Origin of the sequence: Flagellimonas hymeniacidonis (assembly GCF_008040165.1) — a bacterium.
GTDB classification, from domain to species: domain Bacteria; phylum Bacteroidota; class Bacteroidia; order Flavobacteriales; family Flavobacteriaceae; genus Flagellimonas; species Flagellimonas hymeniacidonis.
In genome coordinates, this window is sequence record NZ_VRUR01000002.1 from 185,320 (window position 1) to 209,763 (window position 24,444).

General features: G+C 38.4%; 22 protein-coding genes. 9 read left to right on the forward strand and 13 right to left on the reverse strand.

What is annotated here, in order from left to right; all coding sequences use genetic code 11:
• The first annotated feature begins 4 nt into the window (after nt 1–4).
• Complete coding sequence (locus tag FVB32_RS09750; RefSeq protein WP_147743613.1) at nt 5–1,096, forward strand: OmpA family protein; 1,092 nt, start codon at nt 5–7, stop codon at nt 1,094–1,096.
• 27 nt (nt 1,097–1,123) lie between these two features.
• On the opposite strand, the gene FVB32_RS09755 is transcribed toward FVB32_RS09750, so the two are convergent.
• Nucleotides 1,124–1,549: a carboxypeptidase-like regulatory domain-containing protein gene (locus FVB32_RS09755; protein ID WP_147743614.1), complete on the reverse strand. Its 426-nt coding sequence runs from the start codon at nt 1,547–1,549 to the stop codon at nt 1,124–1,126.
• 231 nt (nt 1,550–1,780) lie between these two features.
• Here FVB32_RS09755 and FVB32_RS09760 point away from each other — a divergent pair, with 231 nt between their 5' ends.
• Together FVB32_RS09760 and FVB32_RS09765 are read left to right on the forward strand one after the other, a co-directional pair.
• The gene (locus FVB32_RS09760; RefSeq protein WP_187269546.1) at nt 1,781–2,791 is read left to right on the forward strand and encodes an OmpA family protein; all 1,011 of its coding nucleotides are present in this window, start codon (nt 1,781–1,783) and stop codon (nt 2,789–2,791) included.
• Nucleotides 2,792–2,862: 71 nt separating this feature from the next.
• The gene (locus tag FVB32_RS09765; RefSeq protein ID WP_147743616.1) at nt 2,863–4,488 is read left to right on the forward strand and encodes an amidohydrolase; all 1,626 of its coding nucleotides are present in this window, start codon (nt 2,863–2,865) and stop codon (nt 4,486–4,488) included.
• Between the two features lie 48 nt (nt 4,489–4,536).
• On the opposite strand, the gene FVB32_RS09770 is transcribed toward FVB32_RS09765, so the two are convergent.
• Nucleotides 4,537–5,070 (reverse strand): DUF2911 domain-containing protein, encoded by a 534-nt coding sequence (locus FVB32_RS09770; protein WP_147743617.1) that lies wholly within the window; start codon nt 5,068–5,070, stop codon nt 4,537–4,539.
• A gap of 242 nt (nt 5,071–5,312) precedes the next feature.
• Here FVB32_RS09770 and asnB point away from each other — a divergent pair, with 242 nt between their 5' ends.
• The 3 genes from asnB (at nt 5,313) to FVB32_RS09785 (ending at nt 10,259) form a co-directional block, all read left to right on the forward strand.
• Nucleotides 5,313–6,983, forward strand: coding sequence for an asparagine synthase B (gene asnB, locus FVB32_RS09775; protein ID WP_147743618.1), 1,671 nt, complete (start codon nt 5,313–5,315; stop codon nt 6,981–6,983).
• Nucleotides 6,984–7,232: 249 nt separating this feature from the next.
• Nucleotides 7,233–9,173: a DNA topoisomerase (ATP-hydrolyzing) subunit B gene (gene gyrB / locus FVB32_RS09780; protein WP_147743619.1), complete on the forward strand. Its 1,941-nt coding sequence runs from the start codon at nt 7,233–7,235 to the stop codon at nt 9,171–9,173.
• Between the two features lie 72 nt (nt 9,174–9,245).
• The gene (locus tag FVB32_RS09785) at nt 9,246–10,259 is read left to right on the forward strand and encodes a DUF6588 family protein (RefSeq protein WP_147743620.1); all 1,014 of its coding nucleotides are present in this window, start codon (nt 9,246–9,248) and stop codon (nt 10,257–10,259) included.
• Nucleotides 10,260–10,336: 77 nt separating this feature from the next.
• Here FVB32_RS09785 and FVB32_RS09790 read toward each other — a convergent pair whose 3' ends face one another.
• On the reverse strand, nt 10,337–10,705 hold the full coding sequence (locus tag FVB32_RS09790) for a hypothetical protein (protein ID WP_246139863.1): 369 nt from the start codon (nt 10,703–10,705) through the stop codon (nt 10,337–10,339).
• A gap of 245 nt (nt 10,706–10,950) precedes the next feature.
• Here FVB32_RS09790 and mdh point away from each other — a divergent pair, with 245 nt between their 5' ends.
• Nucleotides 10,951–11,877: a malate dehydrogenase gene (gene mdh, locus FVB32_RS09795; RefSeq protein ID WP_147743621.1), complete on the forward strand. Its 927-nt coding sequence runs from the start codon at nt 10,951–10,953 to the stop codon at nt 11,875–11,877.
• A 141-nt stretch (nt 11,878–12,018) separates the two neighbouring features.
• Nucleotides 12,019–14,982, forward strand: a complete 2,964-nt coding sequence (secDF, locus tag FVB32_RS09800) for a protein translocase subunit SecDF (RefSeq protein WP_147743622.1) — start codon at nt 12,019–12,021, stop codon at nt 14,980–14,982.
• Between the two features lie 62 nt (nt 14,983–15,044).
• Here the strand turns inward: secDF and FVB32_RS09805 are convergent, their stop codons facing one another.
• The 10 genes from FVB32_RS09805 to folE all read right to left on the reverse strand — a co-directional run bounded on the left by FVB32_RS09805 (nt 15,045) and on the right by folE (nt 22,471).
• Nucleotides 15,045–15,806, reverse strand: a complete 762-nt coding sequence (locus FVB32_RS09805; protein ID WP_147743623.1) for a HEAT repeat domain-containing protein — start codon at nt 15,804–15,806, stop codon at nt 15,045–15,047.
• Between the two features lie 12 nt (nt 15,807–15,818).
• Nucleotides 15,819–16,142, reverse strand: a complete 324-nt coding sequence (locus tag FVB32_RS09810; protein WP_147743624.1) for a TfoX/Sxy family protein — start codon at nt 16,140–16,142, stop codon at nt 15,819–15,821.
• An 8-nt stretch (nt 16,143–16,150) separates the two neighbouring features.
• A complete protein-coding gene (locus FVB32_RS09815) occupies nt 16,151–16,666 on the reverse strand; it encodes a GNAT family N-acetyltransferase (protein WP_147743625.1) in 516 nt (171 codons plus the stop codon).
• The gene (locus FVB32_RS09820) at nt 16,653–17,912 is read right to left on the reverse strand and encodes an ATP-binding cassette domain-containing protein (protein ID WP_147743626.1); all 1,260 of its coding nucleotides are present in this window, start codon (nt 17,910–17,912) and stop codon (nt 16,653–16,655) included. The genes FVB32_RS09815 and FVB32_RS09820 overlap by 14 nt, the downstream gene beginning before the upstream one ends.
• Before the next feature lie 28 nt (nt 17,913–17,940).
• The gene (locus tag FVB32_RS09825) at nt 17,941–18,465 is read right to left on the reverse strand and encodes a GNAT family N-acetyltransferase (protein WP_147743627.1); all 525 of its coding nucleotides are present in this window, start codon (nt 18,463–18,465) and stop codon (nt 17,941–17,943) included.
• Nucleotides 18,466–18,948 carry a DUF192 domain-containing protein gene (locus FVB32_RS09830; RefSeq protein ID WP_147743628.1) on the reverse strand — a complete coding sequence of 161 codons (483 nt, stop codon included), beginning with the start codon at nt 18,946–18,948 and terminating at the stop codon, nt 18,466–18,468.
• A 2-nt stretch (nt 18,949–18,950) separates the two neighbouring features.
• Nucleotides 18,951–19,913 carry a prolipoprotein diacylglyceryl transferase gene (gene lgt / locus FVB32_RS09835; protein WP_147743629.1) on the reverse strand — a complete coding sequence of 321 codons (963 nt, stop codon included), beginning with the start codon at nt 19,911–19,913 and terminating at the stop codon, nt 18,951–18,953.
• A gap of 121 nt (nt 19,914–20,034) precedes the next feature.
• Nucleotides 20,035–20,277 carry a membrane protein insertion efficiency factor YidD gene (gene yidD / locus FVB32_RS09840; RefSeq protein ID WP_147743630.1) on the reverse strand — a complete coding sequence of 81 codons (243 nt, stop codon included), beginning with the start codon at nt 20,275–20,277 and terminating at the stop codon, nt 20,035–20,037.
• 17 nt (nt 20,278–20,294) lie between these two features.
• Complete coding sequence (gene cysS / locus FVB32_RS09845; protein WP_147743631.1) at nt 20,295–21,776, reverse strand: cysteine--tRNA ligase; 1,482 nt, start codon at nt 21,774–21,776, stop codon at nt 20,295–20,297.
• 14 nt (nt 21,777–21,790) lie between these two features.
• A complete protein-coding gene (folE, locus tag FVB32_RS09850; protein ID WP_147743632.1) occupies nt 21,791–22,471 on the reverse strand; it encodes a GTP cyclohydrolase I FolE in 681 nt (226 codons plus the stop codon).
• A 134-nt stretch (nt 22,472–22,605) separates the two neighbouring features.
• Between folE and FVB32_RS09855 the strand changes: the two genes are divergently transcribed.
• Complete coding sequence (locus FVB32_RS09855) at nt 22,606–24,408, forward strand: T9SS type B sorting domain-containing protein (protein ID WP_147743633.1); 1,803 nt, start codon at nt 22,606–22,608, stop codon at nt 24,406–24,408.
• Nucleotides 24,409–24,444 lie beyond the last annotated feature (36 nt).

A 24,444-nucleotide genomic window follows, 5' to 3' on the forward strand; every position in this document is an offset into this window, starting at 1 on the left:
AGTCATGCGATTACGATTCATCTACATAGTGTCCTACTTCACTTTTACCCTGATTTCTTCATCAATGGTAGCACAAAACCTTGTACACAATGGTGGCTTCGAGGATTTTGTGGAATGCCCTATTAAAATGAGTAATTTAAACAGGGATGCAGAGTTTTGGAGTGCACCAACCCTTGGAACTACCGATTATTTTAATGAATGCAGTAAAACCAAGTTGGGAATCCCCGTGAATTTTAAGGGAAAACAAGAAGCTTATGAAGGCAATGGCTATGCTGGATTATACCTCTATGCCCCAAAAGATTACAGAGAATATATTCAAGTGCCGTTATCCGAAACCCTAAAGAAAGGGCATCGGTATAAATTGAGTCTTTCCTTAAGTCTTTCCGAGAAATCGGATGGAGCCGTTATGGATATTGGTGCTATTTTTTCAGAACATCCTTTATCCATACATACCAAAAGGCAACTTTCAAATGCGGTGCTATCATCAGAAAGTACTAAAACTACTCATGCAAAACAGTTTTCAGCTACCGGCTTTTATGATGATAAAAAGGAGTGGATGCGGGTAAGTCTGGATATTGTAGCCAAGGGATTTGAAAGTATACTAGTTCTCGGTAATTTTAAGAGCAATGGGGGAACCCATTATTTGGATTTTGAAAAAGCATCGACTACTACCGAAGGTTACTCTTATTATTATCTGGATGATATTTCTCTTGAATATTTAGGCCCGGATTATAAGGCAAATCAAAGTTATGTGCTCAATCATGTGAATTTCGACTTTGACAGATTTGAGCTTGAACCAAAGGCAAAGCAAAGCTTGAAAGATGTATATAAATACCTTAAAAAGAATCCCAATTTAAAGGTATCTATCAGTGGACATACTGACGACTTGGGTTCAGAACAATACAATGATGTATTATCCAGCCAAAGAGCTAAGACCGTTGCCAAATATCTAATGCAACTAGGACTTCAAAAAGGCCGTATCACCTACGCTGGATATGGCAACAAGGTTCCTTTAGATAGCACACTTTCCGATAAAGCACGTAGAAAAAACCGCCGCGTGGAATTTGTGATGACCGAATTTGTTGACGACGAATAATATTCTATCCGTAGAAAAGTTGATAAATCAATTGAGAAAAACAGAGGTACTGGCCAGAAGATCTTCCGATTTGGGAAACAAAATTGCTTTGTTCCAAGAATCCCAGTAAAATTTTTGGTGCAAGCTAGAACTACCATCCAATAGTTTCTTTATATCGGCATCATATTCCAATACAATATTGCCCGTATTACCACCACTTAAAACAAAAAAGGACTCTGGTTTATACCCTTTAGAGCTAATATTAATTTTCCAATGAAAATCTTTTTCACTGCTTAGCGTAAAAGAACCATCATAATCGGTATAGGTAATGCTGTCCGTTGCATTTATCTCAACAGCGGCTCGGTAAACAGGAAATCCAAGCTGATCAACAATTTTACCCGTTATCTTATTTTGACCAAAACCAAAATAAGGAACTAGGGATAATACCAGCATATAGGTCACTATGCGCATCATAGTAAGATTTGGACTATAGTAACGAATTTTATCGCAAGTTAGTATCACAGGAATGATGAAAATGGTAACATCAAAAAATATAATGTAGAACAATAAGGGCTAAAAACCCACGTTTATATAGGCGGTACGAGAACCTATAAATCAAACTAAACTATGGTATATAAGGCTACTCGTATTTTTTTATCTCTCAGTTTTTGCTTTCTGCTAGGGAACTCAGTTTTTGCACAAAATTTGATTCTAAACCCCAGCTTTGAAAATTATAAAAACTGCCCTCAAAACATTACCAATTTTGGCAGCTTACTTGAAGACGTTTCCTTACCATCGTCCAGTTCAGGTGACTATTTTAATGCATGTGGTTCAAGTGATTTTGGGATTCCGTCCAATTTTAAGGGCTCACAGGAAGCGACAGATGGTTCCGGTTATGTAGGACTCTACTTTTATGCATTAAACGACTATCGTGAATATATTCAGTTGAACACGAGTAGAACGCTTAGAGAAAAGCACCCCTATAAAATCTCTTTGCAATTGAGTTTGGCCGAGGCATCTAGTCTGGCATTAAAAAATATGTCAATTGTACTGATCAATAAAAAAATTAAGCTTCCCAACAGTTCAGCCTTGACCGGTTCACGTATAGATTTACAAGAAGATGTTGCTTTTTATGAAGTAAAGCTAAAACCAAATAAATCATTGGCAAACAAGGATGAATGGGTTACACTGACTGCAGAATTTGAAGCCAAAGGGTTTGAAAACCATATCATCGTTGGTAATTTTGATAACAATGTAGATACAACACTTTTGGAACATGAAGGTCCAGTATTATCTGGCGATTTCTCCTATTACTATGTTGATAATGTAGTGCTGGAGGAATTGCCAAGGGTAAACTATGAAAAGGATAAAATTTATGTTCTAGAGCGCAATCCGTTTGAACCAAAAGGGTACGAACTGGATGCTGAAGCGGTTGCAAGCGTTAAGAAAATATTCAAGTACCTCAAAGAAAATGCAGAGGTGCAAATGAAGATTACAGGTCATTCGGACAATGTAGGGCAGCCTGGATACAACAAATTCATATCTTCTTTAAGAGCAAGGGCCGTTGCATTGTACCTTAAAAACTTAGGTATTGAGGACAATCGTATTGTTTGGGAAGGTGTTGGCGATACCAGGCCACTTGGAAATGGAAAAATCAAAGAAGATCACCTTTCTAATCGTAGGGTAGAGTTCGTTATGACCGAGTTTCAAGATTAATAGGGCTTGCCAAACAATTAAAACTTCGTATTACGTATGCATTTTTATATTTTTGAAGGAAACCTTCAAAAATGAACAAGCTTTTTCTTTCTACTATTATCCTGCTTTTATGTGTGTCTTGCACCTCAAAAGAAGAGGTTGATTTAATTGTCTCCAACGCCAATATTTATACGGTTGATTCAGGTTTTTCCAAAGTAACCTGCGTAGCCATAAAAGATGGGGTATTTGTCGCTGTAGGCGATGGCAAAGACATTCTTCAAAAGTTTCAAACAAAGAAAGAGGTAGATGCCCAAGGAAAGACCATTGTCCCAGGATTAATAGATGCCCATTGTCATTTTTATGGTTTGGGGCTTAACCAACAAGTTGTAGATTTAGTCGGAACCTCCAGTTTTGAAGAGATTGTGGATAAAGTTTTAGTGTTTCAAAAAGAAACCCCTGCCAATTTTGTCCGAGGTCGAGGATGGGACCAAAATGATTGGGAGGTAAAGGAATTTCCAACAAAAGATAAGCTTGATGAGTTATTTCCTGATACTCCGGTTGTTTTGGAGCGTGTAGATGGCCATGCCTATTTGGTCAATCAAAAAGCATTGGATTTAGCTGGAATTACCAAAGAGACATTGGTAGAAGGAGGGGAAATTGTCAAAGATGAGCATGGAAGCATAACAGGGGTATTGGTGGATAATCCTCAAGGAATGATAGATGCCATTGTTCCAAAACCCAATAGAGAAACCCAAATCCGAGCGCTAAAAGATGCAGAACGCCTATGTTTTAATTACGGTTTAACTACGGTAAATGATGCTGGATTAAATAAATCCACTATTGAACTTATAGATAGTTTGCAACAATCCGGTGAATTGGCCATACGACTATATGCTATGGTAAGCAATACTTCCGAGAATCTTGACTATTATCTAAATAAAGGAATTGTAAAGACTGAAAAGCTTAACGTACGATCTGTTAAAGTCTATGGAGATGGTGCTTTGGGGTCTAGGGGAGCTACCCTTAAAGCTCCATATTCCGATAAAGAAGGTCATTTTGGAGCTATGGTGACCCCTGTGGATAAAATTGAGGCACTGGCGGAGCGAATTGCTACTACTGAATATCAAATGAATACCCATGCCATTGGCGATTCGGCCAATATTGTGGTATTAAGAGCTTATAAGAAGGCATTGAAAAATAAGCAAGATAGACGGTGGAAGGTGGAACATGCGCAGGTTATTTCAGAAACAGATTTTGATTATTTCAAAGACGGAATTATCCCCTCCATTCAGCCAACACATGCAACGAGCGATATGTATTGGGCAGGAGACCGTTTGGGCGAAGAACGTGTTCAGGGAGCTTACGCTTTTAAAACATTGTTGGAAAAAGCCGGTATGGTAGCTTTAGGAACCGATTTTCCCGTGGAACAAGTGAATCCATTTTTAACCTTTTATGCTGCCGTGGCACGTCAAGATGTAGAAAAATACCCAGAAGGAGGTTTTCAAATGCAAGATGCACTCTCTAGAGAAGAAACTTTAAAAGGAATGACTATTTGGGCAGCCTATTCCAATTTTGAGGAAAACGAAAAAGGAAGTATTGAGGTTGGCAAATTTGCAGATTTTGTCATTTTAAGTGATGATATTATGACCATGCCAGTGGATGACATTCCCAATCTAACAGCTCAACAGGTTTTTGTTGGAGGGAAACAAGTAAAATAAAAAAGGCGGGCCAATTGGCCCGCCTTTTTTGCATTAAAATTATAGTGTTTAAAGGGCAATTGGAAGAGAAACACGTGTAGTTCCCCATCCCATAACCATATTGCCACCAGCTTCGTCAAAAGCAATAGAAAATGCTTCCAAAGATTCGCTATCTGTGCTTGCTTTTGCTTTAACCCTGGCTACATCCCCTGCACTGTCGTAAGAGTATGCTCCCCATTGATTCAGGTTACTGTTTAAAATTACGGTCCATTCACTATCCCCTGGAATAGTAAATAATGCATATGTACCAGCCTTTACAGCTTTTCCACCTACAGTGGCATCCTTGTAAAAAGTAATTTCCGCAGCTTCATTGGCACCTGTTCTCCAAACTTTGCCAGCTGGAGCTAATTCAGAAAGACTTCGTCCTTTTAATTGGGGACGGCTATAAATTACGCGCACTGCTTTATCAGAAACTCTGTAACTAGCTGGGAATGCTGCAATATCGGCAGGACTTTTATCCAAGCCGCTAAACTTTTGAGCGGTTGCTTCCGTAGAAAAAACCAAGGTTAAGGTTAAAAAAGTAAGTAAGAATACATTTCTCATGATTATGATTTTAGTTGTCCTCAAAACTAATGTGTTATTGATTGAGGTTTTTATAAAGAGACGTTAAAATTTAAGAACCTTTCAATGTGTATGGTATTTATCAATTTTTAAATCAAATACTTACTTTTTATGTTATAATGTTAATTTTTAGTTGTTAAATGTAACTAATAATTACAATAATATTTTATTATTGATACCTTAATGCAATATTTGTATTGAAATTATTATAAAAAAATAAAGATATGTGCGGAATTGTATGCGCGTTTGATGTGAAGGAGAGTACAAAAGCGTTAAGGCCCCAACTTTTGGAAATGTCCAAGAAGGTAAGGCATAGAGGTCCAGATTGGAGTGGAATTTATTCAAATGATAAAGCAATATTGGCTCATGAAAGATTGGCAATTGTTGACCCTACATCAGGGAAACAACCGTTATTCAGTGCTGATGGAAAAGTTGTTTTGGCGGCTAATGGCGAAATATATAACCATAGGGAATTAAGAAAACAATTTGAAGGGAAATATGAATTCAAAACCCAATCGGATTGTGAAGTCATTTTGGCACTGTACCAAGAAAAAGGTGCTGACTTTGTTGATGACTTAAATGGAATTTTTGGTTTTGCTATTTATGATAGTGAAAAGGATGAATATTTTATTGCTAGAGATCATATGGGAATCATCCCATTATATATAGGATGGGATAAAAATGGAACTTTTTATGTGGCATCGGAGCTTAAAGCATTGGAAGGAACCTGTTCCAAAATAGAACTATTTCCTCCGGGCCATTATTTACTAAGCTCAGAGGGAGAGTTTAAGAGATGGTATCAGAGAGATTGGATGGACTATGAGGCAGTAAAAGAAAACGAAACAAGTATTGCAGAGATTAGGGATGCCTTAGAGGCAGCAGTGCATCGTCAATTAATGTCAGACGTGCCATATGGAGTATTATTATCAGGTGGATTGGATTCCTCGGTAACCTCAGCTGTTGCTAAAAAATATTCGCAAATGCGTATCGAATCTGATGATACTAAAGAAGCTTGGTGGCCGCAGTTACACTCTTTTTCGGTAGGACTGGAAGGATCTCCTGATCTGGCAGCAGCGCAAAAAGTAGCGGAACATATCGGAACCATTCACCATGAAATAAAATTTACCATTCAAGAAGGCTTGGATGCCATCAAAGATGTTATTTATAACCTGGAGACTTATGATATTACCACCATTAGGGCCTCCACACCTATGTATTTAATGGCAAGAGTGATAAAGTCCATGGGTATAAAAATGGTATTATCAGGGGAGGGTGCAGATGAATTGTTTGGTGGATACCTTTATTTCCATAAAGCGCCAAGTCCAAAAGATTTTCATGAGGAAACCGTTAGAAAGTTGGATAAGCTTCACATGTATGATTGCCTTAGAGCTAACAAATCATTGGCGGCTTGGGGCATAGAGGGCAGAGTACCGTTTTTGGATAAAGAATTCATGGATGTTGCTATGAGAATCAACCCAAAAGATAAGATGATCAATGGGGAGCGTATGGAAAAATGGGTTGTGCGTAAAGCGTTTGAATCCTATTTGCCACAAAGCGTAGCATGGAGACAAAAAGAACAATTTTCAGATGGAGTTGGGTACAGTTGGATTGATACCTTAAAGGGATTGGTGGAAGTAGAAGTTAGTGATGAGCAATTGGCAAATGCGCACTTTAAATTCCCAATTCAAACCCCAACATCAAAAGAAGAATATTACTACCGTTCCATTTTTGAAGGACATTTTCCTTCAGATGCAGCCGCATTAAGCGTTCCACAGGAACCTTCAGTAGCGTGTAGCACAAAGATTGCCTTAGAATGGGATGAGGCGTTTAAAAACATGAATGATCCTTCAGGGCGGGCTGTGGCCAACGTTCATGAAGATGCGTATATAAAATAACCAATCAACCAAAAATAGATGTAGAAGGAAGATGCAGTTTTGTTTCATTTTCAATTAGTCAGAAAAGCCCCTTAATTAAGGGGCTTTTTGAATAAAAAAACTTTACTTTTTCCCACAAACACAGCGTATATTTTTCCACATAGTTTTGTTGATAACTTAGGGTGTGCAAATAGCTTCAAGTGCCTTATTCCACTGGGTATTCCTTATATTTGTAAGATTTGAAAATTTCAAGGCTAATTAAGAAAATATATGAGCGAAGAAGCTAAAAAAAATCAATATTCAGCGGATAGTATCCAGGCCCTTGAAGGGATGGAACATGTGCGCATGCGGCCTTCCATGTACATAGGAGATGTTGGGGTAAGAGGACTGCACCATTTGGTGTATGAAGTAGTCGATAATTCCATAGATGAAGCTATGGGAGGCTATTGCGACTCCATTGAAGTTATCATTAATGAAGACAATTCCATAACCACCAAAGATAACGGTAGGGGGATTCCCGTTGGATTGCATAAAAAAGAAGGAGTTTCTGCCTTGGAAGTGGTAATGACCAAGATTGGTGCCGGTGGTAAGTTTGATAAAGACTCTTATAAGGTTTCTGGGGGTTTACATGGTGTAGGTGTTTCTGTTGTCAACGCTTTATCCGTTCATTTAAAAGCTACGGTATTTAGAGAAGGAAAAATATGGGAGCAGGAGTACGAAAGAGGTAAAACCCTATATCCGGTTAAAAGTGTAGGGGATAGTAAAGAGAATGGAACTGTGGTAACTTTTATGCCAGATGAGACCATTTTTACCCAAACCATAGAATATAATTACGAGACTTTGGCCAATAGGATGCGCGAGCTCTCCTATCTGAACAAGGGAATTACGATTTCTTTAACGGACAAAAGAAATAAAGATGAAAAGGGAGAATTTATCTCCGATACATTTTTTTCCGAAGAAGGATTAAAGGAGTTTATCAAATTCTTGGACGAAACCAGAGAACCACTCATTCAGAGTGTAATCTCCATGGAAGGTGAAAAGAATGGTATTCCTGTTGAAGTGGCCATGATATACAATACTGGCTTTTCAGAAAACCTACATTCCTATGTAAATAACATTAACACCCACGAAGGAGGAACCCATTTATCTGGTTTCAGAAGAGGATTGACCAGTACTCTTAAAAAGTATGCTGATAATTCAGGATTGCTGGACAAATTAAAGTTTGAAATCTCGGGGGATGATTTCCGTGAGGGATTAACGGCTATAGTCTCGGTTAAGGTAGCTGAACCACAATTTGAAGGTCAGACCAAGACTAAATTGGGAAATCGTGAGGTGACCAGTGCCGTAAGTCAGGCAGTTTCTGAAATGTTGACCAACTATTTGGAAGAACATCCCGATGATGCCAAACAAATTGTCGAAAAAGTAAAATTGGCAGCACAGGCCCGCCATGCAGCGGCCAAGGCTCGCGAAATGGTACAGCGTAAAAACCCAATGAGTGTTGGAGGATTACCTGGAAAGCTTTCAGATTGTTCCGAACAAGATCCTACAAAATGTGAAGTGTTCTTGGTAGAGGGAGATTCCGCAGGTGGAACTGCAAAACAAGGAAGAGATCGAAATTTTCAGGCAATTTTACCGCTTCGAGGTAAAATCTTGAACGTTGAAAAAGCCATGCAGCATAAGGTTTTTGAGAATGAGGAAATTAAGAATATTTACACGGCACTTGGTGTGACTATTGGTACCGAGGAGGATAGCAAAGCTTTGAATCTTGAAAAATTGCGCTATCACAAGGTGGTAATCATGTGTGATGCGGATGTGGATGGTAGCCATATTGAAACCTTGATTCTTACCTTCTTCTTCCGTTATATGAGAGAATTAATAGAAGGAGGCCATGTGTACATTGCTACCCCTCCATTATATCTTGTAAAAAAGGGAAGTAAGCGAAGATATGCTTGGACCGATGCTGAACGTGATGAAATCGTAGCATCCATGAATGGCGGTGCCGGAATTCAAAGGTATAAAGGTCTTGGTGAAATGAATGCGGAACAATTATGGGATACTACCATGAACCCTGAGTTCAGAACACTTCGTCAAGTAGCCATTGATAATGGAACCGAATCGGATCGTATCTTCTCCATGTTAATGGGTGATGAGGTACCTCCAAGACGTGAATTTATAGAGAAAAATGCTGTCTATGCGAACATAGATGTATAGATAATAGCTGTTTCACAACAAAAACTCGCCCTGTAAGAGCGAGTTTTTTAGTTTTAGGAAAAATTTTACAAGATGAAAAGAATAATTCTATTGTTCGCATTATGTAGTTTTTCCTTAGGGATGGCGCAATCTAATTTAAATGATCTTTTTGCTGCTGGTCTTAATGATGCAGAGCGGTATACAACTGACTGGTTGGCTCCAGTTACCGAGGCAGGGGTTTATAGCATCTCCAATGGATGGTATAATTCCGCAGATGCTAAACCATTGGGTGGATTTGAAATTTCCATCATTGGTAATATCACTGGCTTTAAAAACAAAGGGGATAAAAAGGCTTTTACGCTCAACACAGCGGATTACGAAAACCTCCAATTTGTGGACGGCAGTACTTCCAAAGAAGTGGCAACGGCTTTAGGTGATATTGAAGGTGTCCGTGTGTTTGTAGAGGCAGAAATTGCACCCGGAATTACTTCTAGAGAAGAATTTGAATTACCCTCTGGACTTTCATCAGAAGACATCAATTTCGTGCCTTCAGGATACATTCAGGCTAGTGTTGGTTTAATAAAAGGAACAGAGGTAAAAGCACGCTTCTTGCCTAAGATAAATACAGATGATGTTAAGATTGGTCTCTTTGGTTTTGGTGTACAACATGATTTTACCAAACACCTGCCTGCAGACAAGTTGCTACCTGTTGCTATATCAGCCGTTATAGGATATACCAACCTCAGTGGTGAATATGATTTTAGTGATACTGATATCATTGATGGGGAAAATCAGCGGATTGATACAAAGTTTAGTTCATGGAATTTTGCTGCTGTCGTTTCTACCCGTCTGCCAGTAATCAACTTTTATGGAGGATTAGGATACATCACAGGAAAGTCAGATACAGATGTTTTGGGTACATATACCGTTACTTCAGGACCTTTCCAAACAACATACGAAGACCCGTTTGCCATTAGCAATCAGGTAAGTGGGGTGTCAGCAAACATCGGAACAAAATTGAAATTAGGCTTCTTTAGAATTAATGCCGATTACAACATTGCTGAGTTCAGTACTTTTACCTTTGGCGTCAATTTTGGATTTAGATAGGATATACAATAAATATATATGTAAAAGGCCCCAATGTAAGTCGGGGCCTTTTAATTTTCATATGGTGCGTCTTCCAATTATTCCCTGGTGGCGAAGACAGAACCATTCTCCAAGGCTAATATTTCAGGATTGTTGGTTTCTCTCAGATTTACAATAACATCCGTGATTTCTTCATTGGAATAAATAATAGTGTATACACCATTATCTTCAGACCATTTAAAATCGGTGTAAAATGTAATGCCGGAATTAGTATAGCTTTGGTATCTACCTAGGTATACATCGTTAAAAATCCATTCTTCTCTTATGGTTTCTCCGTTTTTGCTGTCAAGTGTGGAGTCACTTCGTACCCAGATGCCCAAAATAGGGTCATTGTTTTCTGGAATGCTCGTACAGTTGCTAATTGCTATGATACAGACAATCGACAACAATGAAAAGAACTTTTTCATAGGTTAAGTAGGTTAAAACGTGATTCGGGACTATTATAACGCTGATTCATGAAGAACTATTGTTGGTAATTCGATGTATGGCACCATTGACTATATTTCTTCGTTGAACTACTCTTTTTATTAACATTAGATATATTTTACCTACAATACGACAGTAAAATAGATATCACCTAAAATGCCAAAAATCAGTTTTTTTCTTACCTAAATGCCTTATTTTTGAGCGATTATAATTTAAACTTAGAAAAATGAAAGTTACCGTAGTTGGAGCAGGTGCAGTAGGAGCTAGCTGTGCTGAATATATTGCAATGAAGAATTTTGCATCTGAAGTGGTTTTATTGGATATTAAGGAAGGCTATGCCGAAGGAAAAGCCATGGATTTAATGCAAACAGCTTCCTTAAATGGATTCGATACCAAAATAACAGGAAGCACCAGTGATTACGCCAAAACTGCCGGTAGCGATATAGCCGTGATTACCTCCGGAATCCCAAGAAAGCCTGGAATGACAAGGGAAGAATTGATTGGAATCAATGCTGGAATCGTAAAAACAGTATCCTCTAGTCTGTTGGAGCATTCACCAAATGTAATTTTAATTGTTGTGAGTAACCCAATGGACACCATGACCTATTTGGTGCATAAAACTACGGGTTTACCAAAACACAGAATTATTGGAATGGGGGGAGCTTTAGACAGTGCTCGTTTTAAGTATAGATTGGCAGAAGCGTTGGAAGCCCCGATTTCAGATGTAGACGGGATGGTCATTGGAGGTCATAGTGATAAAGGAATGGTGCCGTTGATTGGTCATGCCACCAGAAACAGTCTAAAAGTTTCTGAATTTTTAAGTGATGACCGTATGCAACAAGTAGTAGAAGATACTAAAGTAGGAGGTGCAACATTAACCAAATTATTAGGGACAAGCGCTTGGTATGCTCCCGGAGCAGCGGTATCTGGTTTGGTGCAAGCGATTGCCTGTGACCAAAAGAAAATGTTCCCTTGTTCCACCTTTTTAGAAGGGGAGTATGGCCTTAACGATATTTGCATCGGAGTACCTGTTTTGTTGGGAAGAAACGGCATAGAAAAGATTGTTGAAATTGAATTAAGTGATGCTGAAAAAGCCAAAATGCAGGAAAGTGCAGAAGGCGTTAAAAAAACCAACGGATTACTTCAGCTATAATTTTGGATTCAAATAACGATTTAAAATAAATGGGCAGAGGAATCTGCCCATTTGCAATTCCCCTAAAATCTATTGGCAAATCTTATGGGAAATGATATATTTGCACGCTGTTTAAGAAAACTTCTAAAAATTTAATAATCAATGCAAAATAAAGGACTTATAAAGCTTTTCGCGCTTCTTTTTGGTTTGGTAAGTATTTATCAGCTTTCCTACACTTTCATAGCAGGTAAGTTGGAAAAGGATGCTGAAACGTTTGCCGTTAACCAAATTTCGGAAGCTGAGGAAGACTATGTAGCAAAGCGTGAGGCTTTAGAAGCATCATATTTAGATTCCATTGGTAGCAATCCAGTATTGGGCTATACCAGTTATGACGATGCAAAGAAAAAGGAGCTAAACAAAGGATTGGACCTTAAAGGTGGTATTAATGTTACCCTTCAAATTTCTGTAAAAGACATTTTAAAAGGGCTTGCGAATAATACCAAAAATCCTATTTTCAATAAGGCTTTGGCAGATGCGGACAATGCATCCAAAAATAGCCCAGACACCTATTTGGAATTGTTTTTTGATGCCTTTGATAATATAAAGGGAGATACCAAATTGGCTTCTCCAGATATATTCGCCAACAAGGGATTAAGTGATGTTGTCAATTTTCAAATGACTGATGATGAGGTAAAACCTATCATTAGAACAAAGATTGACGAATCCATCGTTTCAGCTTTTGAAGTACTTCGTGAACGTATTGATGGTTTTGGAGTAACACAACCTAACATTCAAAGAGAAGGAAATTCAGGGCGTATTTTGGTTGAATTGCCTGGAGCAAGAGATATCGCTAGGGCCCAAGAATTATTATCAAGCACGGCGCAGTTGGAGTTTTGGGAAACTTACCCGCAAAGCAATCAAAGTTTAGGTAGCTTTTTTGTCAACGCAAATGAAAAGCTAAAGGAAATTTTAGAACCTGTTGAAGAAGAGGAAGAAATTGCTACCCCAGAATCTGAAATCGATTCGCTGTTATCCGATGTTGCTCAAGATTCTTTGGATTTAACAGCACAAGTGAATCCACTCTTAGGGAAATTAATTCCAGCAAGTCCAGGAAGTCATGCCATTGCCCGTGTATTGGTAACGGATACTGCCGAGGTTGGCGGTTACCTTAGAATGAGGGAAATAAGAAGACTTTTGCCTAACGATATTCAATTCACCAAGTTCCTTTGGGAGAGATCGGCAAAAGATTCAGAGGTGGCTGAGCTATATGCTTTAAAATCCAATAGAGACAATACACCTAGAATTAGTGGAGATGTTGTTTCAGATGCCCAAGATACTTTTGATCAGTACAACAAGCCTGCGGTAAGCATGACTATGAATACCAGAGGGGCTAAGGAATGGGAGAAGTTGACAGGAGATGCCTTTAACAACCAGACTGGAATTGCTATTGTGCTGGATAACAAAGTGTATACGGCACCAGGCGTTTCCACAGGACCTATTTCAGGTGGACGTTCAGAGATAACCGGAACTTTCACAGTAAATGAAACAAAAGATATTGCCAACGTACTACGTGCTGGTAAGTTACCTGCTTCCGCAGAGATTATTCAATCGGAAGTTGTTGGTCCATCCTTAGGGCAAGAAGCTATAGATAGTGGCTTTATGTCTTTCTTGATTGCCATGGCGTTTGTACTGGTATGGATGGTATTTTATTACGGAAAAGCAGGGATTTTTGCTGATATCGCGCTGATATTGAACATCCTTTTAATCTTTGGAGTCTTAACAAGTTTAGGAGCGGTATTGACATTACCCGGTATTGCCGGTATCGTATTGACCATTGGTATGTCTGTGGATGCAAACGTGCTGATTTTTGAGCGTATTAAGGAAGAATTGGCGAAGGGCAAAGGAAAAGCTCAGGCCGTAGCAGATGGTTTCAGTAATGCATTATCATCTATTTTAGATGCAAATATCACTACTGGACTTACCGCTATCATTCTTTTCATATTTGGTTCAGGTCCTATAAAAGGATTTGCTACCACCTTATTGATTGGTATTGTAACCTCCTTATTCACGGCGATTTTTATCACACGTTTATTAGTAGACTGGTATGTAGCCAAAAAGGGAAGAAGCTTGGATTTCTCTACGGGAATAACCAAGAACCTGTTCAAGAATATGAACATCAATTTCTTGGGCAAACGTAAGATTGCATATGTTATCTCATTTATTCTAGTTGGTGTTGGAGTGTTCTCATTGTTCACCACTGGCTTACAACAAGGGGTTGATTTTGTCGGAGGACGTTCATATCAAGTCCGTTTTGAAAAGGCGGTTAATCCATCAGAAATTGCATCAGAACTAAATACCGTATTTGGTAGCGGAACCAATGTAAAAACCTTTGGAGAAGCCAATCAGATTAAAATAACTACACCATACAAAGTGGATGTGGAAGGTATTGAAGTAGATAACGAAATTCAGAATAAACTATACACATCACTTCAGAAGTACTTACCAGACGGTACCTCTTTTGAAGACTTTACTGTAGGGGCTTCTGAAAAATCGATTGGGATATTGCAATCTGTAAAAGTAGGACCAACGATTGCAGATGACATTAAGAACAATGCCTTTTTGGCCATTATTGGTTCTTTGGCGGTAGTGTTCCTTTATATCTTATTGCGATTTAGAAAATGGCAGTTCTCTTTAGGTGCTGTTATTGCGGTTTTTCATGATGTAATGATTGTTTTGGGAATCTTCTCTTTAACAGGTAGCATTATGCCATTTAACATGGAAATTGATCAGGCCTTTATAGCAGCAATTTTGACGGTGATTGGATATTCCTTGAATGATACGGTGGTTGTATTTGACCGTATTAGGGAAATTGTGAACCTAAAAGGCTGGAACAATGGCGACAATATTAATCAAGCATTGAACAGCACATTGAGCCGTACATTGAATACTTCATTAACAACCTTAATCGTGTTGTTGGCCATCTTCACTTTTGGGGGAGAGAGCTTGCAAGGATTTATGTTTGCAATGATTGTAGGTGTAATTGTGGGTACCTATTCATCCGTATTTATTGCAACACCTATCATGTTTGATGCACTAAAGAAGAAAATAGCAGGTGCTAACGAATAACAGCACTTCTCATATAGTATAAAAAAGGCCACTCATTTGAGTGGCCTTTTTTATTTGTGGTTTTACCCCATATAGTTTTTGTCGATATAATCAATTGCTTGTTTTTGAGTGAGCACTGCAAAGTTTCTATACCTGTGGTGAACATCTACAATCTCATCCAAGGCTTTTTGCACCAATTCCTTATTTTCCCATGAGTTCAAATCCTTGACAACAGTTTCCAAACATCCTTTTTTATAGGCAATCTGTCCAAGAACATGAATTAAGGTGTTTTTTACACGTGCTGTCCCATCATGCTCCAATGCTCTTAGCAACGGGAGAATGTCCTTAGGATGTTTGCGTCCTCTTAGTTCTATGCCGTGACAGATCTCTCTCCTGACCTCTTTATCTGGGTGATGAAGGTATTTCTTTGCCCAGTTCAAAACCGGCTCTGGATTTTGCTCCCCCATCTTTTTAATGGAACCAATTACTGCGTTTCTAACCGAATGATGGTCATCAAACAAGCCTTTATCGAAAAAATGGGCTACCACTTCAAAATTTGTTTTCCCGAGCTCTCCAGCAGCATTAATGGTGGTCTGCCTTACCTTTTCAAGGTCAGATTTTAATAGTGTATTGAGCAAATTGATAATGGTAGACGTACTTGCTTTAGCCGATTTGTGAATTTTACCAATAGCCAAATATCCTGACTTTCTAATGTAGGTATCCTCATCAGAGAAGTACCTGAGAACGGCATTTTTTTGACCATTATGAATATCTTCCAGAATTTCTGATTCAATAGCTTGAACCAACTGCACCCTTTCCTTCTTTGATAAATCGTAAAACCCCATTCGTGGATCAGATTACTTTGGAGGTAAAGACATAACGTATTCAAACCCTTTTTGAAGGTATGTTCCCAAGGTTTTTGAATCTTTGAGCAAAGCATCCGGAATCAACACATACTCTCTCATGGTTGCTCCATGGGATTTAAAAGGTTTGGCACCATAGGCCTTATCAAATGCAATGGTATCCGACTTAGAAAGCCTAATCCCTAATTCATCGTCTTTGTTTATCAAAGAAAACATATATCCGTTGGCCGAGGTATAGGGCATGGTTTTCCCTTTTCTATCAAAATTTGGATTTGCCTCAACAATGGCATCATATATTTTTAGAATCTTCTCCCTCATTAGCCGAATTATTTTAGATTTTTTGCCATAGCCTGAAATTTAAAATGTTCTTCTCCAATTTGAAAATCGTGATCACCAATGGTCTCAAAATCATTTTTTTCATAAAAACTAATGGCCCTGCTATTACTTTTCAATACGGAGAGCCATATTTTTTCGGAATCACTTGCCATGGCTTTCTTAAATAATGCATCTTGAAGTTCACGACCAACCTTTTTAGACAAAAAGTCTTTGAGCACATAGATTTTTTGAAGCTGACATACCTTTCCGCTGGCTATAAAGGGAGATGGTGAGTCTAACTTTAGTTTGGCATAACCTACTGGAAGTTCATCAATATATGCTAACCAATAAACCGTATTTGGTTTTTTAAGACTCTTTTTAAGTTTTTGAACATTAAAGGTCTGTAACAGATAGTCCTGTAACTCCGTTTTATTTTTAAAATAGTGCGCAAATGTCTCTGTAAAGGTAAATCTAGCCAGTAAGGCTATATGTTGGGCATCTGCAGCTGTCGCTTCAACTATTTGCATGGGTTGTTACTTTTCCAATGGAACCATTCGAATTCTCTTCCAAAATGTAATCATATTGGGGCTGTAATCCAATTTCTTTTCTATGTGAGACAAAAATAATGGCAGTTTCACTTTCTTCCGCAATTTTATTGACCAAGGCAATAAACAGCGAAGCGTTGGCATCATCCAATCCTGCGGTGGGTTCATCTAAAATTAATAAGGGAGGATGTTTTACCATGGCCCTTGCTGTCATGATTAATCTTTTTTCACCAGGAGTAAGTTCTAAAAATTGCACATCCTTTTTCTCATACATGCCTAAAAGCTTGAGCCATAATACAGCACAGCGTTTTTCTTGATCAGAAGGATTGTTATATAAGCCAACGGAATCGTGAAATCCTGAAATGATCATATGTTCAAGGGTGTGGTATCCCCGAAATTTGTCGGTCATCGCCGGAGTAAAATAGCCAATTCTTCTCTTAAGGTCCCAAACACTCTCTCCACTTCCTTTTTTTTGACCAAAAAGAGTTAGGTTTTGTCCATACCCTTTATGGCTGTCTCCTGTAATCATGGATAACAAAGTGGTTTTTCCGCTTCCGTTGGGGCCAATTAATTGCCAAAACTCCCCTTTTTTAATAGACCAATCAATTCCGTTTAAGACCTGACGACCATCAAAACTTACAGAAACATTTTTGAAGTTAATTAACTCACGAAGGTCAACCTTAATAGGTTCTATAGGTGGGGGAATCGCATTTGAAAAATGGATATTCTCTTTTTTATTTGCTAGCCAAAACTCCTTAGGAGTGGCATATTTTATTAGTTCTCTACCATTCAGCTTGAAAAAATCTGTAGTTATGGGTAAAATATCGTCCAAACGACTTACCAACTGTATTAAAATGGTTGATTGGGAAATGGCAATCAATTTTTCCTTTAAAGTAGATTGAGTTGCAGCATCCAGATTGTCAAACGGGTTGATTAATACTAGAAAATCTGGTTTTTGCGAAAGGAGATAAGCAAGCAAAGCTTTTTTCTGCTCCCCACTGCTCATTGATTTAAGAGATTGTTGGTTTGCCTTGGTAAGTATCTTTAGATCGTGCCTTTCCTCTTCATCCATAAACCGGTATATTTCGGATCGTGAGAAGAGTAAGCCAGACATGGAAGTGAACTTTTCAAGACCTTTAATGATATTCCCGGTCAGGAGGTTCTTGACCAAGAATTTGGTATGTGAGCCATTATTGGTGAGTATTGCGTAGTTTTTGGGTTGGTCCATACCACAGAAAAGTATTTCAAAATAGAGATTATCCTTGATTTACCCTAAAAATATGCACAGGATTATCTTTATAGGTGGTGGTTTTGTCTAAGTGCATGCCATTTTTAATAGCCACTTTTCGGGAGGGCATATTGTCAATATGGATTATGGATATCAAGGATTTGGCAAAACCTTTTTCAAAGGCAAAAGTCTTGCATTTATGGGCAGCCTCAAAAGCAAAACCTTGTAGCCAATATTCAGGTAGAATGGAGTAGCCAATCTCTAATTCTTCTATTGAATCTACAGTTTGAACAAGAAGCCCACACATACCAACAAGCTGATTTGTTCCTTTTAAGGTGAGGGCATTCATGCCCCCCAAGCCCATTTCATAACGTTCGAAAACACGTGAAAACTGTTCTTTGCAGGCAACTACCGGGTCTTTTGGTAATCCATCCCAATGTTTTGTAGACAGTGGATTATGATAAAATGGAAGCCAATCGTTAAAATCTGATGGTACTATTTTACGAAACAACAATCGTTCTGATGCCTGATGTTCTAAAAGATACTTTGACATTTAATCTTTTGTAAAGGAAACCACATCACCAATTTCCAATCCCAATTTATCCGAAAGACCGGCATTGATTTCAAAAACATATTTTATGGGAACTTTTGAAGAAAGACCAGTTTCATCAAAAGGTTTGGCATTTTTTTGAAAACTGACAATGTTCAAATTTTCATCAATATAAATGATATCCAAGGAGATTTCTGTATTCTTCATATAAAAAGAATGCACGGCCACATCAGGAAAAATAAATAACATGCCTTGATTCTCTTTCATGGAATCACGATACATTAACCCTGTTTGGGTTTCATATTCAGACTCGGCAATTTCAATATCGAAATGTGCAAGTGCCGTCTCCGTATCTGGTTTTGAAATGGTAAGTACCCCTTCTTTTGTAAAGTTTATGGTTTCGGTCTTTATTTCTTGTTTGGTCTCTGTTTTGCAGGAACCAAACAGGATAATAATTACTATAAAAAGACTAGAAATCAAACGCATAGCTAAGCTATTTTAGTGGTGGGTCTGAACATAAAGTATAGACCAACTAGAATCATGGGAATACTCAACCATTGTCCTGTGGTTAGAAGCCCTAAAGATTCTTCAAAACCACCTTGACTCTTTTTAAAATATTCGACTACAAAACGAATGGTCCAAAGGCACACCATAAACAAGCCAAAAAGGTAACCGGTTTTGTTCTTTTTATCCGTTTTCCAATAGAGGAGGTATAATAGTATAAATACGAAAAGATAGCATACTCCTTCATACAACTGCGCGGGATGCCTGAATGGAATGGATTCCAAAACTTCAGCAAATTCAGGATTATGTTCTATGGTTTTGTAGGCCGCACTGGCTGTTTTTTCCTTGGTTAGCGCCATGGCCTTGTAAGCAGGCATATCATCTGAATCTCGGATGAATCTAGTGGCAAAAGCAAATGATTTGTCCACAATTTTTCCATTGATTTCTGAATTGAAAAAATTTCCAATTCGAACAAAACAGGTTCCAATGGCGGAAGCAACTACCATTCTATCCAATAACCATAGCATTTTAATGTCTTTCCATTTCCTGCAATACAACCACATTCCAATAATGGCGGCAATGGTTGCACCATGACTGGCCAAGCCTGTAAACCCAGTGAACTCGTAGCCGTTTATAAAACCAAATAAGGAACCATCCCCACTTTCTCTAATGGGTAATAGAATTTCAGCCAAATGGTTTTTATAATAGTCCCAGTCGTAAAAAAAGACATGTCCTAAACGTGCACCCAACATAATGGAAACTACACCATAGATAAAAAGGGAATCTAATTTTTCCAAAGATTTTTTCTCGTTCAGGAAGATTTTCTTCATGATATACCAGCCTACTACAAAGGCGGCTATCCATAGCAGGTTATAATACTTGAGTTGTATAAAACCAATTTTGAGCAGAGTGTCGTCTGGATTCCAATTAAAACCTAGGAAATACATGTATAAAAATTTTGGTCTAAGATACTTAATTAGATCTTAGACAGCTTTGCTTTTAATTGTTAGATTTTGCATAAAAATGCAAGCAAATTAAAATGATTCTATATCCTGCAAAAGGAAGAGGCTATGGGACAGGGTCGTACCCTTTGCCACCCCACGGGTTACAGCTAAAAATTCGTTTGGTGGCCAACCATCCCCCTTTAAAGAGACCGTGTTTTTTTAGCGCTTCCAACGCGTATGCAGAGCATGTAGGAGAGTAGCGGCATGTGGCCGGGGTGTATGGAGAAATTAATAGTTGATATGCTCTAACCAAAAAAACGAAAGGAGCAATAAGGACTTTTTTGAGTAAGCTTCCTTTTTGTTCCATGTGTTTTTGCTATTGTTTTAATTGATGCTGAATGTAGTTCCGTCTTTTCCATCTTTAAGTTGAATGCCCAAAGCGGTTAGCTCGTCCCTAATTTTGTCTGAAGTGGCAAAATCCTTGTTTGCTCGTGCCTGATTACGCAGGTCAATAACCAAATCCATAACGCCATTCATTGCACTGGAATCATTTTTGCTTGCAGCCTGGTTTTCCAATCCTAAAATATCAAAAACGAAATTGTCCATGGTATTTTGAAGTAGGGTTTTATCTTCTTGCGAGATGGTTTCCTTTCCTTCTTTGATAAGATTGATGTGTTTTACGGCATCAAAAAGATGTGCAATTAAAATAGGGGTATTGAAATCATCATTCATGGCATCATAACACTTTTGCCTCCATGCAGGAATGTCAAAATTGGAGGTAGCTTCTGTAGTGATACTTTCAAGATTTTTTAATCCGTCCATTAATCTATGATATCCTTTTTCAGAAGCTAACAGGGCATCATCACTTAAGTCCAGAATACTGGTGTAATGTGCTTGCATCATAAAAAATCGTACTACGGAAGGTGCATATGCTTTACTAAGAATATCATTCTCACCACTCATTATCTCCGCTGGATAAATGTTGTTGCCTGTGGACTTGGACATTTTTTTTCCGTTTAAGGTCAACATATTGGCATGCAACCAATATTTTACCGGAGATTTCCCCTTACTGGCTTCAGCTTGGGCAATTTCGCATTCATGATGCGGAAATTTCAAATCCATGCCCCCGCCATGAATATCGAACGTTTCTCCCAAATATTTGGTGCTCATTGCGGTGCATTCTAAATGCCATCCCGGAAAACCATCTCCCCAGGGGGATGGCCAACGCATAATATGTTGCGCTTCTGCTTTTTTCCATAGAGCAAAATCTTGTGGATTTCTCTTCTCATCCTGTGCAGTAAGCTGTCGGGTATTGGCAATCATATCTTCCAGCTTTCTACCGCTTAGTTTGCCATATTCATTTTCTTCATTGAATTTTATGACATCAAAATAGACAGATCCATTGATTTCATAGGCAAAGCCTTTTTCCAAGATTTCCTTGATAATTTCAATTTGTTCAATGATATGTCCCGTTGCGGTTGGTTCTATGCTCGGAGATAAAAAGTTGAATTTTTGCAATGTTTCATGAAAATCCACGGTATACCGTTGTACCACTTCCATAGGCTCAATCTGTTCCAATTTTGCCTTTTTTGCAATTTTATCCTCCCCCTCATCCGCATCGTTTTCCAAATGGCCTGCATCCGTAATGTTACGAACATATCGTACTTTAAAGCCCAAATGCTTAAAATATCGGAAAATCATATCAAAAGACATAAACGTACGGCAATTGCCCAAATGGACGTTGCTATAGACGGTAGGGCCGCATACATACATGCCGATATGGCCTTCATTTATGGGTTGAAAAAACTCTTTTTTTCCTGAAAGTGAATTATGTACTCTAAGGCTTTGGTTCTTATAAAGCTGCATTGAAAAATGTGAAATTAAAAGTCGGTATCTAGATTGATGTAGTCCAAAAATTCTCTTCGAATGGCTTCGTTCTTAAATTTTCCGCCATATTCTGCGGTTACCGTGCTGCTTTCAATATCACGGATTCCTCTAGAATTTACACATAGGTGTTTGGCATCAATAACACAGGCCACATCTTCTGTTCCCAATACTTTTTGAAGTTCTTTTACAATTTGAATGTTCAATCTTTCTTGAACCTGTGGGCGTTTGGCATAATAGTCTACAATGCGGTTCATTTTGGATAGGCCCACAACGGTACCGTTGGAAATATAGGCAATATGTGCCCTTCCGATTATAGGCAATAAATGATGCTCACAAGTGGAGTATAGAACGATATTTTTTTCCACCAACATCTCTCCATATTTGTACTTGTTTTTAAATGTGGAGGATTTTGGTTTTCTTTTGGGATGCAAGCCCCCAAAAATCTCTTTAACGTACATTTTGGCTACCCTTTTTGGAGTGCCATTCAGGCTGTCATCATCTAGGTCAAGACCAAGGGTTAGCATAATTTCGCGAACGCTTTTTTGTATTCTTTCAATCTTGTCTTCATCGCTCAATACAAAGGCATCTTCCCTAATAGGGGTTTCTGTTGAGGAACCAACATGGTCGTTGCCTCTTTCTTCATGCTGTTCTTCCAAAGCCTGCTCTAGTTTCATTTCCTATTTCTTCAAGAAAGCAAAGATATACATTAATAGCCTATTTAACATCTGGTATATATAGTTTGACAACATAAATTATTGTTAAGGCAAAAGCTAGTTTACTTTTATAACACCCAAACTTACAACCCCTTATGGTGAGATTGATCGTAAAAGTTTTAGTGGTTGTTTTCTTTTGTCAAATAACACACGCCCAAGTCACTGCAGATTGTGGGAGTGCTGTTCCTATTTGCAATAATACCCCAATAAATGGAGGCGCTAATGGTTATGGTGCTGATGACTTTAATGGAGCTACCTCAAGTGGCTGTTTGGAACAGACACTTTCAGGAAGTATAGAATCAAATTCGGCCTGGTACAGATTTAGGACTACAGCTTCTGGTCAATTAGGGTTTAATATTGGGCATAATAATACTGAAGATTGGGATTTTGCTCTTTATAGAGCTACAGATTGTAATAATTTAGGAGACCCAGTTCGCTGCAATTTTTTTGATAATAGTGACTTTAAGAGCTTTATTGGCGTAGGAGAGGACCCGACAGGGGACCAAAACTCTGTACATTTTGAAGATTGGCTAGATGTAAATGCAGGAGAGGATTACTTCTTGTTCATCAATAATTTCAGCAACCTAAATTCTGGCTTTTCCATTCAGTTTACCGGAAATATTTTTGTTACAAACCCAACAGACGCATTGGATTGTTCCATTATAAGCAATCTTTTAGGTTCGCCTATAGCGGCATGCCAAAACGATATTGTTGTTCTAGATGCTACAACGACTGGGGCAACTGGCTATACATGGTATCAAGACATCGGGGCTGGTTTTACAGCGATATCAGGCGAGACCAATCCTACTTTAAACGTTTTAACATCGGCACAATATCGCGTGGTTGTTACAACAGCTACGGGTTCAATTATAAGTGATGTTCAAGTAGGATTCAATGCAATTCCGACTACAGGAACAATGATTGATGAAGTTTTGTGTAATACTACAGATATGATGTTTAATCTGGAGATGAAAGATGGCGAAGCATTCGGTGCACAAAACCCTGATGATTTTATCATCAGTTACCATAGCTCTCAAACAGATGCAATGATGGGGACAAACCCATTGCCAAAACAATATTCAAAAAGCCCAGGACAGGAAACTATCTATGTAAGAACAACCTCTTTAACCAATTCTGATTGTTATGATGCATCTGAAAGCTTCATATTCAATGCGGTTGAGACGCCAGAGCTTGTTTTTCCAGATGAAATAACCATTTGTGAAGGAGCTACAGGGGTAGTTATCGGCGAAACTGCGGGCAATCCTTCTTTTACATACGTTTGGAGCACAGGAGAATCAACACCAAATATTAGTGTTTCCCAAGAAGGTGATTATACACTCACAGCTACCAATATTGCTGGTGGACTGCAATGTGAAGCGCAAAGAACAGTTTCTGTAAGGGCTTCTGTTTTACCTGCAATCTCAGATGTTGAAATAGAAGATTTTCAGTCAAACAACAAAGTGACTATTCTTACCGATATAGAGGGAGATTTTGAATACAGAATGGATAGTGGGCCCTTTCAAACAAGCCCTGTTTTTGATGATGTACTCGCTGGAATGCATACCGTAACCATGCGAGATGTGTTTGGTTGCGGAGAAGTAACCGAAAATATAGTGGTGGTTGGATTTTCACCTATTTTTTCCCCAAATGGAGATGTATTAAATGAAAGCTGGCATATAGATGGGTTATCCGTATTAAACTCACCCATCGTTACCATATATGATCGCTATGGTAAACTTATTAAAGAAATGACGGAGTTTAGCCCTGGCTGGGACGGAAGCTTTAATGGAAAGCCCCTTCCTTCTACGGATTACTGGTTCAAATTATCCTATATCGATAATGATGGAAACAGGACATATGCCAAGTATCTTCAGAACCATTTTTCCCTTAGAAGATAACAGAATGTGCATTTTATCGATTAAGTGTAGTTTTTT

Coding starts and splice junctions, on each gene's coding strand:
- FVB32_RS09855 (WP_147743633.1), top strand. CDS start 22,606: ATGGTGAGATTGATCGTAAAAGTTTTAGTGGTTGTTTTCTTTTGTCAA.
- lgt (WP_147743629.1), bottom strand. CDS start 19,913: ATGTATTTCCTAGGTTTTAATTGGAATCCAGACGACACTCTGCTCAAA.
- FVB32_RS09810 (WP_147743624.1), bottom strand. CDS start 16,142: ATGAGGGAGAAGATTCTAAAAATATATGATGCCATTGTTGAGGCAAAT.
- FVB32_RS09750 (WP_147743613.1), top strand. CDS start 5: ATGCGATTACGATTCATCTACATAGTGTCCTACTTCACTTTTACCCTG.
- secDF (WP_147743622.1), top strand. CDS start 12,019: ATGCAAAATAAAGGACTTATAAAGCTTTTCGCGCTTCTTTTTGGTTTG.
- FVB32_RS09820 (WP_147743626.1), bottom strand. CDS start 17,912: ATGGACCAACCCAAAAACTACGCAATACTCACCAATAATGGCTCACAT.
- yidD (WP_147743630.1), bottom strand. CDS start 20,277: ATGGAACAAAAAGGAAGCTTACTCAAAAAAGTCCTTATTGCTCCTTTC.
- FVB32_RS09755 (WP_147743614.1), bottom strand. CDS start 1,549: ATGATGCGCATAGTGACCTATATGCTGGTATTATCCCTAGTTCCTTAT.
- folE (WP_147743632.1), bottom strand. CDS start 22,471: ATGAAACTAGAGCAGGCTTTGGAAGAACAGCATGAAGAAAGAGGCAAC.
- asnB (WP_147743618.1), top strand. CDS start 5,313: ATGTGCGGAATTGTATGCGCGTTTGATGTGAAGGAGAGTACAAAAGCG.
- FVB32_RS09770 (WP_147743617.1), bottom strand. CDS start 5,070: ATGAGAAATGTATTCTTACTTACTTTTTTAACCTTAACCTTGGTTTTT.
- cysS (WP_147743631.1), bottom strand. CDS start 21,776: ATGCAGCTTTATAAGAACCAAAGCCTTAGAGTACATAATTCACTTTCA.
- FVB32_RS09805 (WP_147743623.1), bottom strand. CDS start 15,806: ATGGGGTTTTACGATTTATCAAAGAAGGAAAGGGTGCAGTTGGTTCAA.
- FVB32_RS09825 (WP_147743627.1), bottom strand. CDS start 18,465: ATGTCAAAGTATCTTTTAGAACATCAGGCATCAGAACGATTGTTGTTT.
- FVB32_RS09815 (WP_147743625.1), bottom strand. CDS start 16,666: ATGCAAATAGTTGAAGCGACAGCTGCAGATGCCCAACATATAGCCTTA.
- mdh (WP_147743621.1), top strand. CDS start 10,951: ATGAAAGTTACCGTAGTTGGAGCAGGTGCAGTAGGAGCTAGCTGTGCT.
- FVB32_RS09785 (WP_147743620.1), top strand. CDS start 9,246: ATGAAAAGAATAATTCTATTGTTCGCATTATGTAGTTTTTCCTTAGGG.
- FVB32_RS09790 (WP_246139863.1), bottom strand. CDS start 10,705: ATGAAAAAGTTCTTTTCATTGTTGTCGATTGTCTGTATCATAGCAATT.
- FVB32_RS09765 (WP_147743616.1), top strand. CDS start 2,863: ATGAACAAGCTTTTTCTTTCTACTATTATCCTGCTTTTATGTGTGTCT.
- gyrB (WP_147743619.1), top strand. CDS start 7,233: ATGAGCGAAGAAGCTAAAAAAAATCAATATTCAGCGGATAGTATCCAG.
- FVB32_RS09830 (WP_147743628.1), bottom strand. CDS start 18,948: ATGCGTTTGATTTCTAGTCTTTTTATAGTAATTATTATCCTGTTTGGT.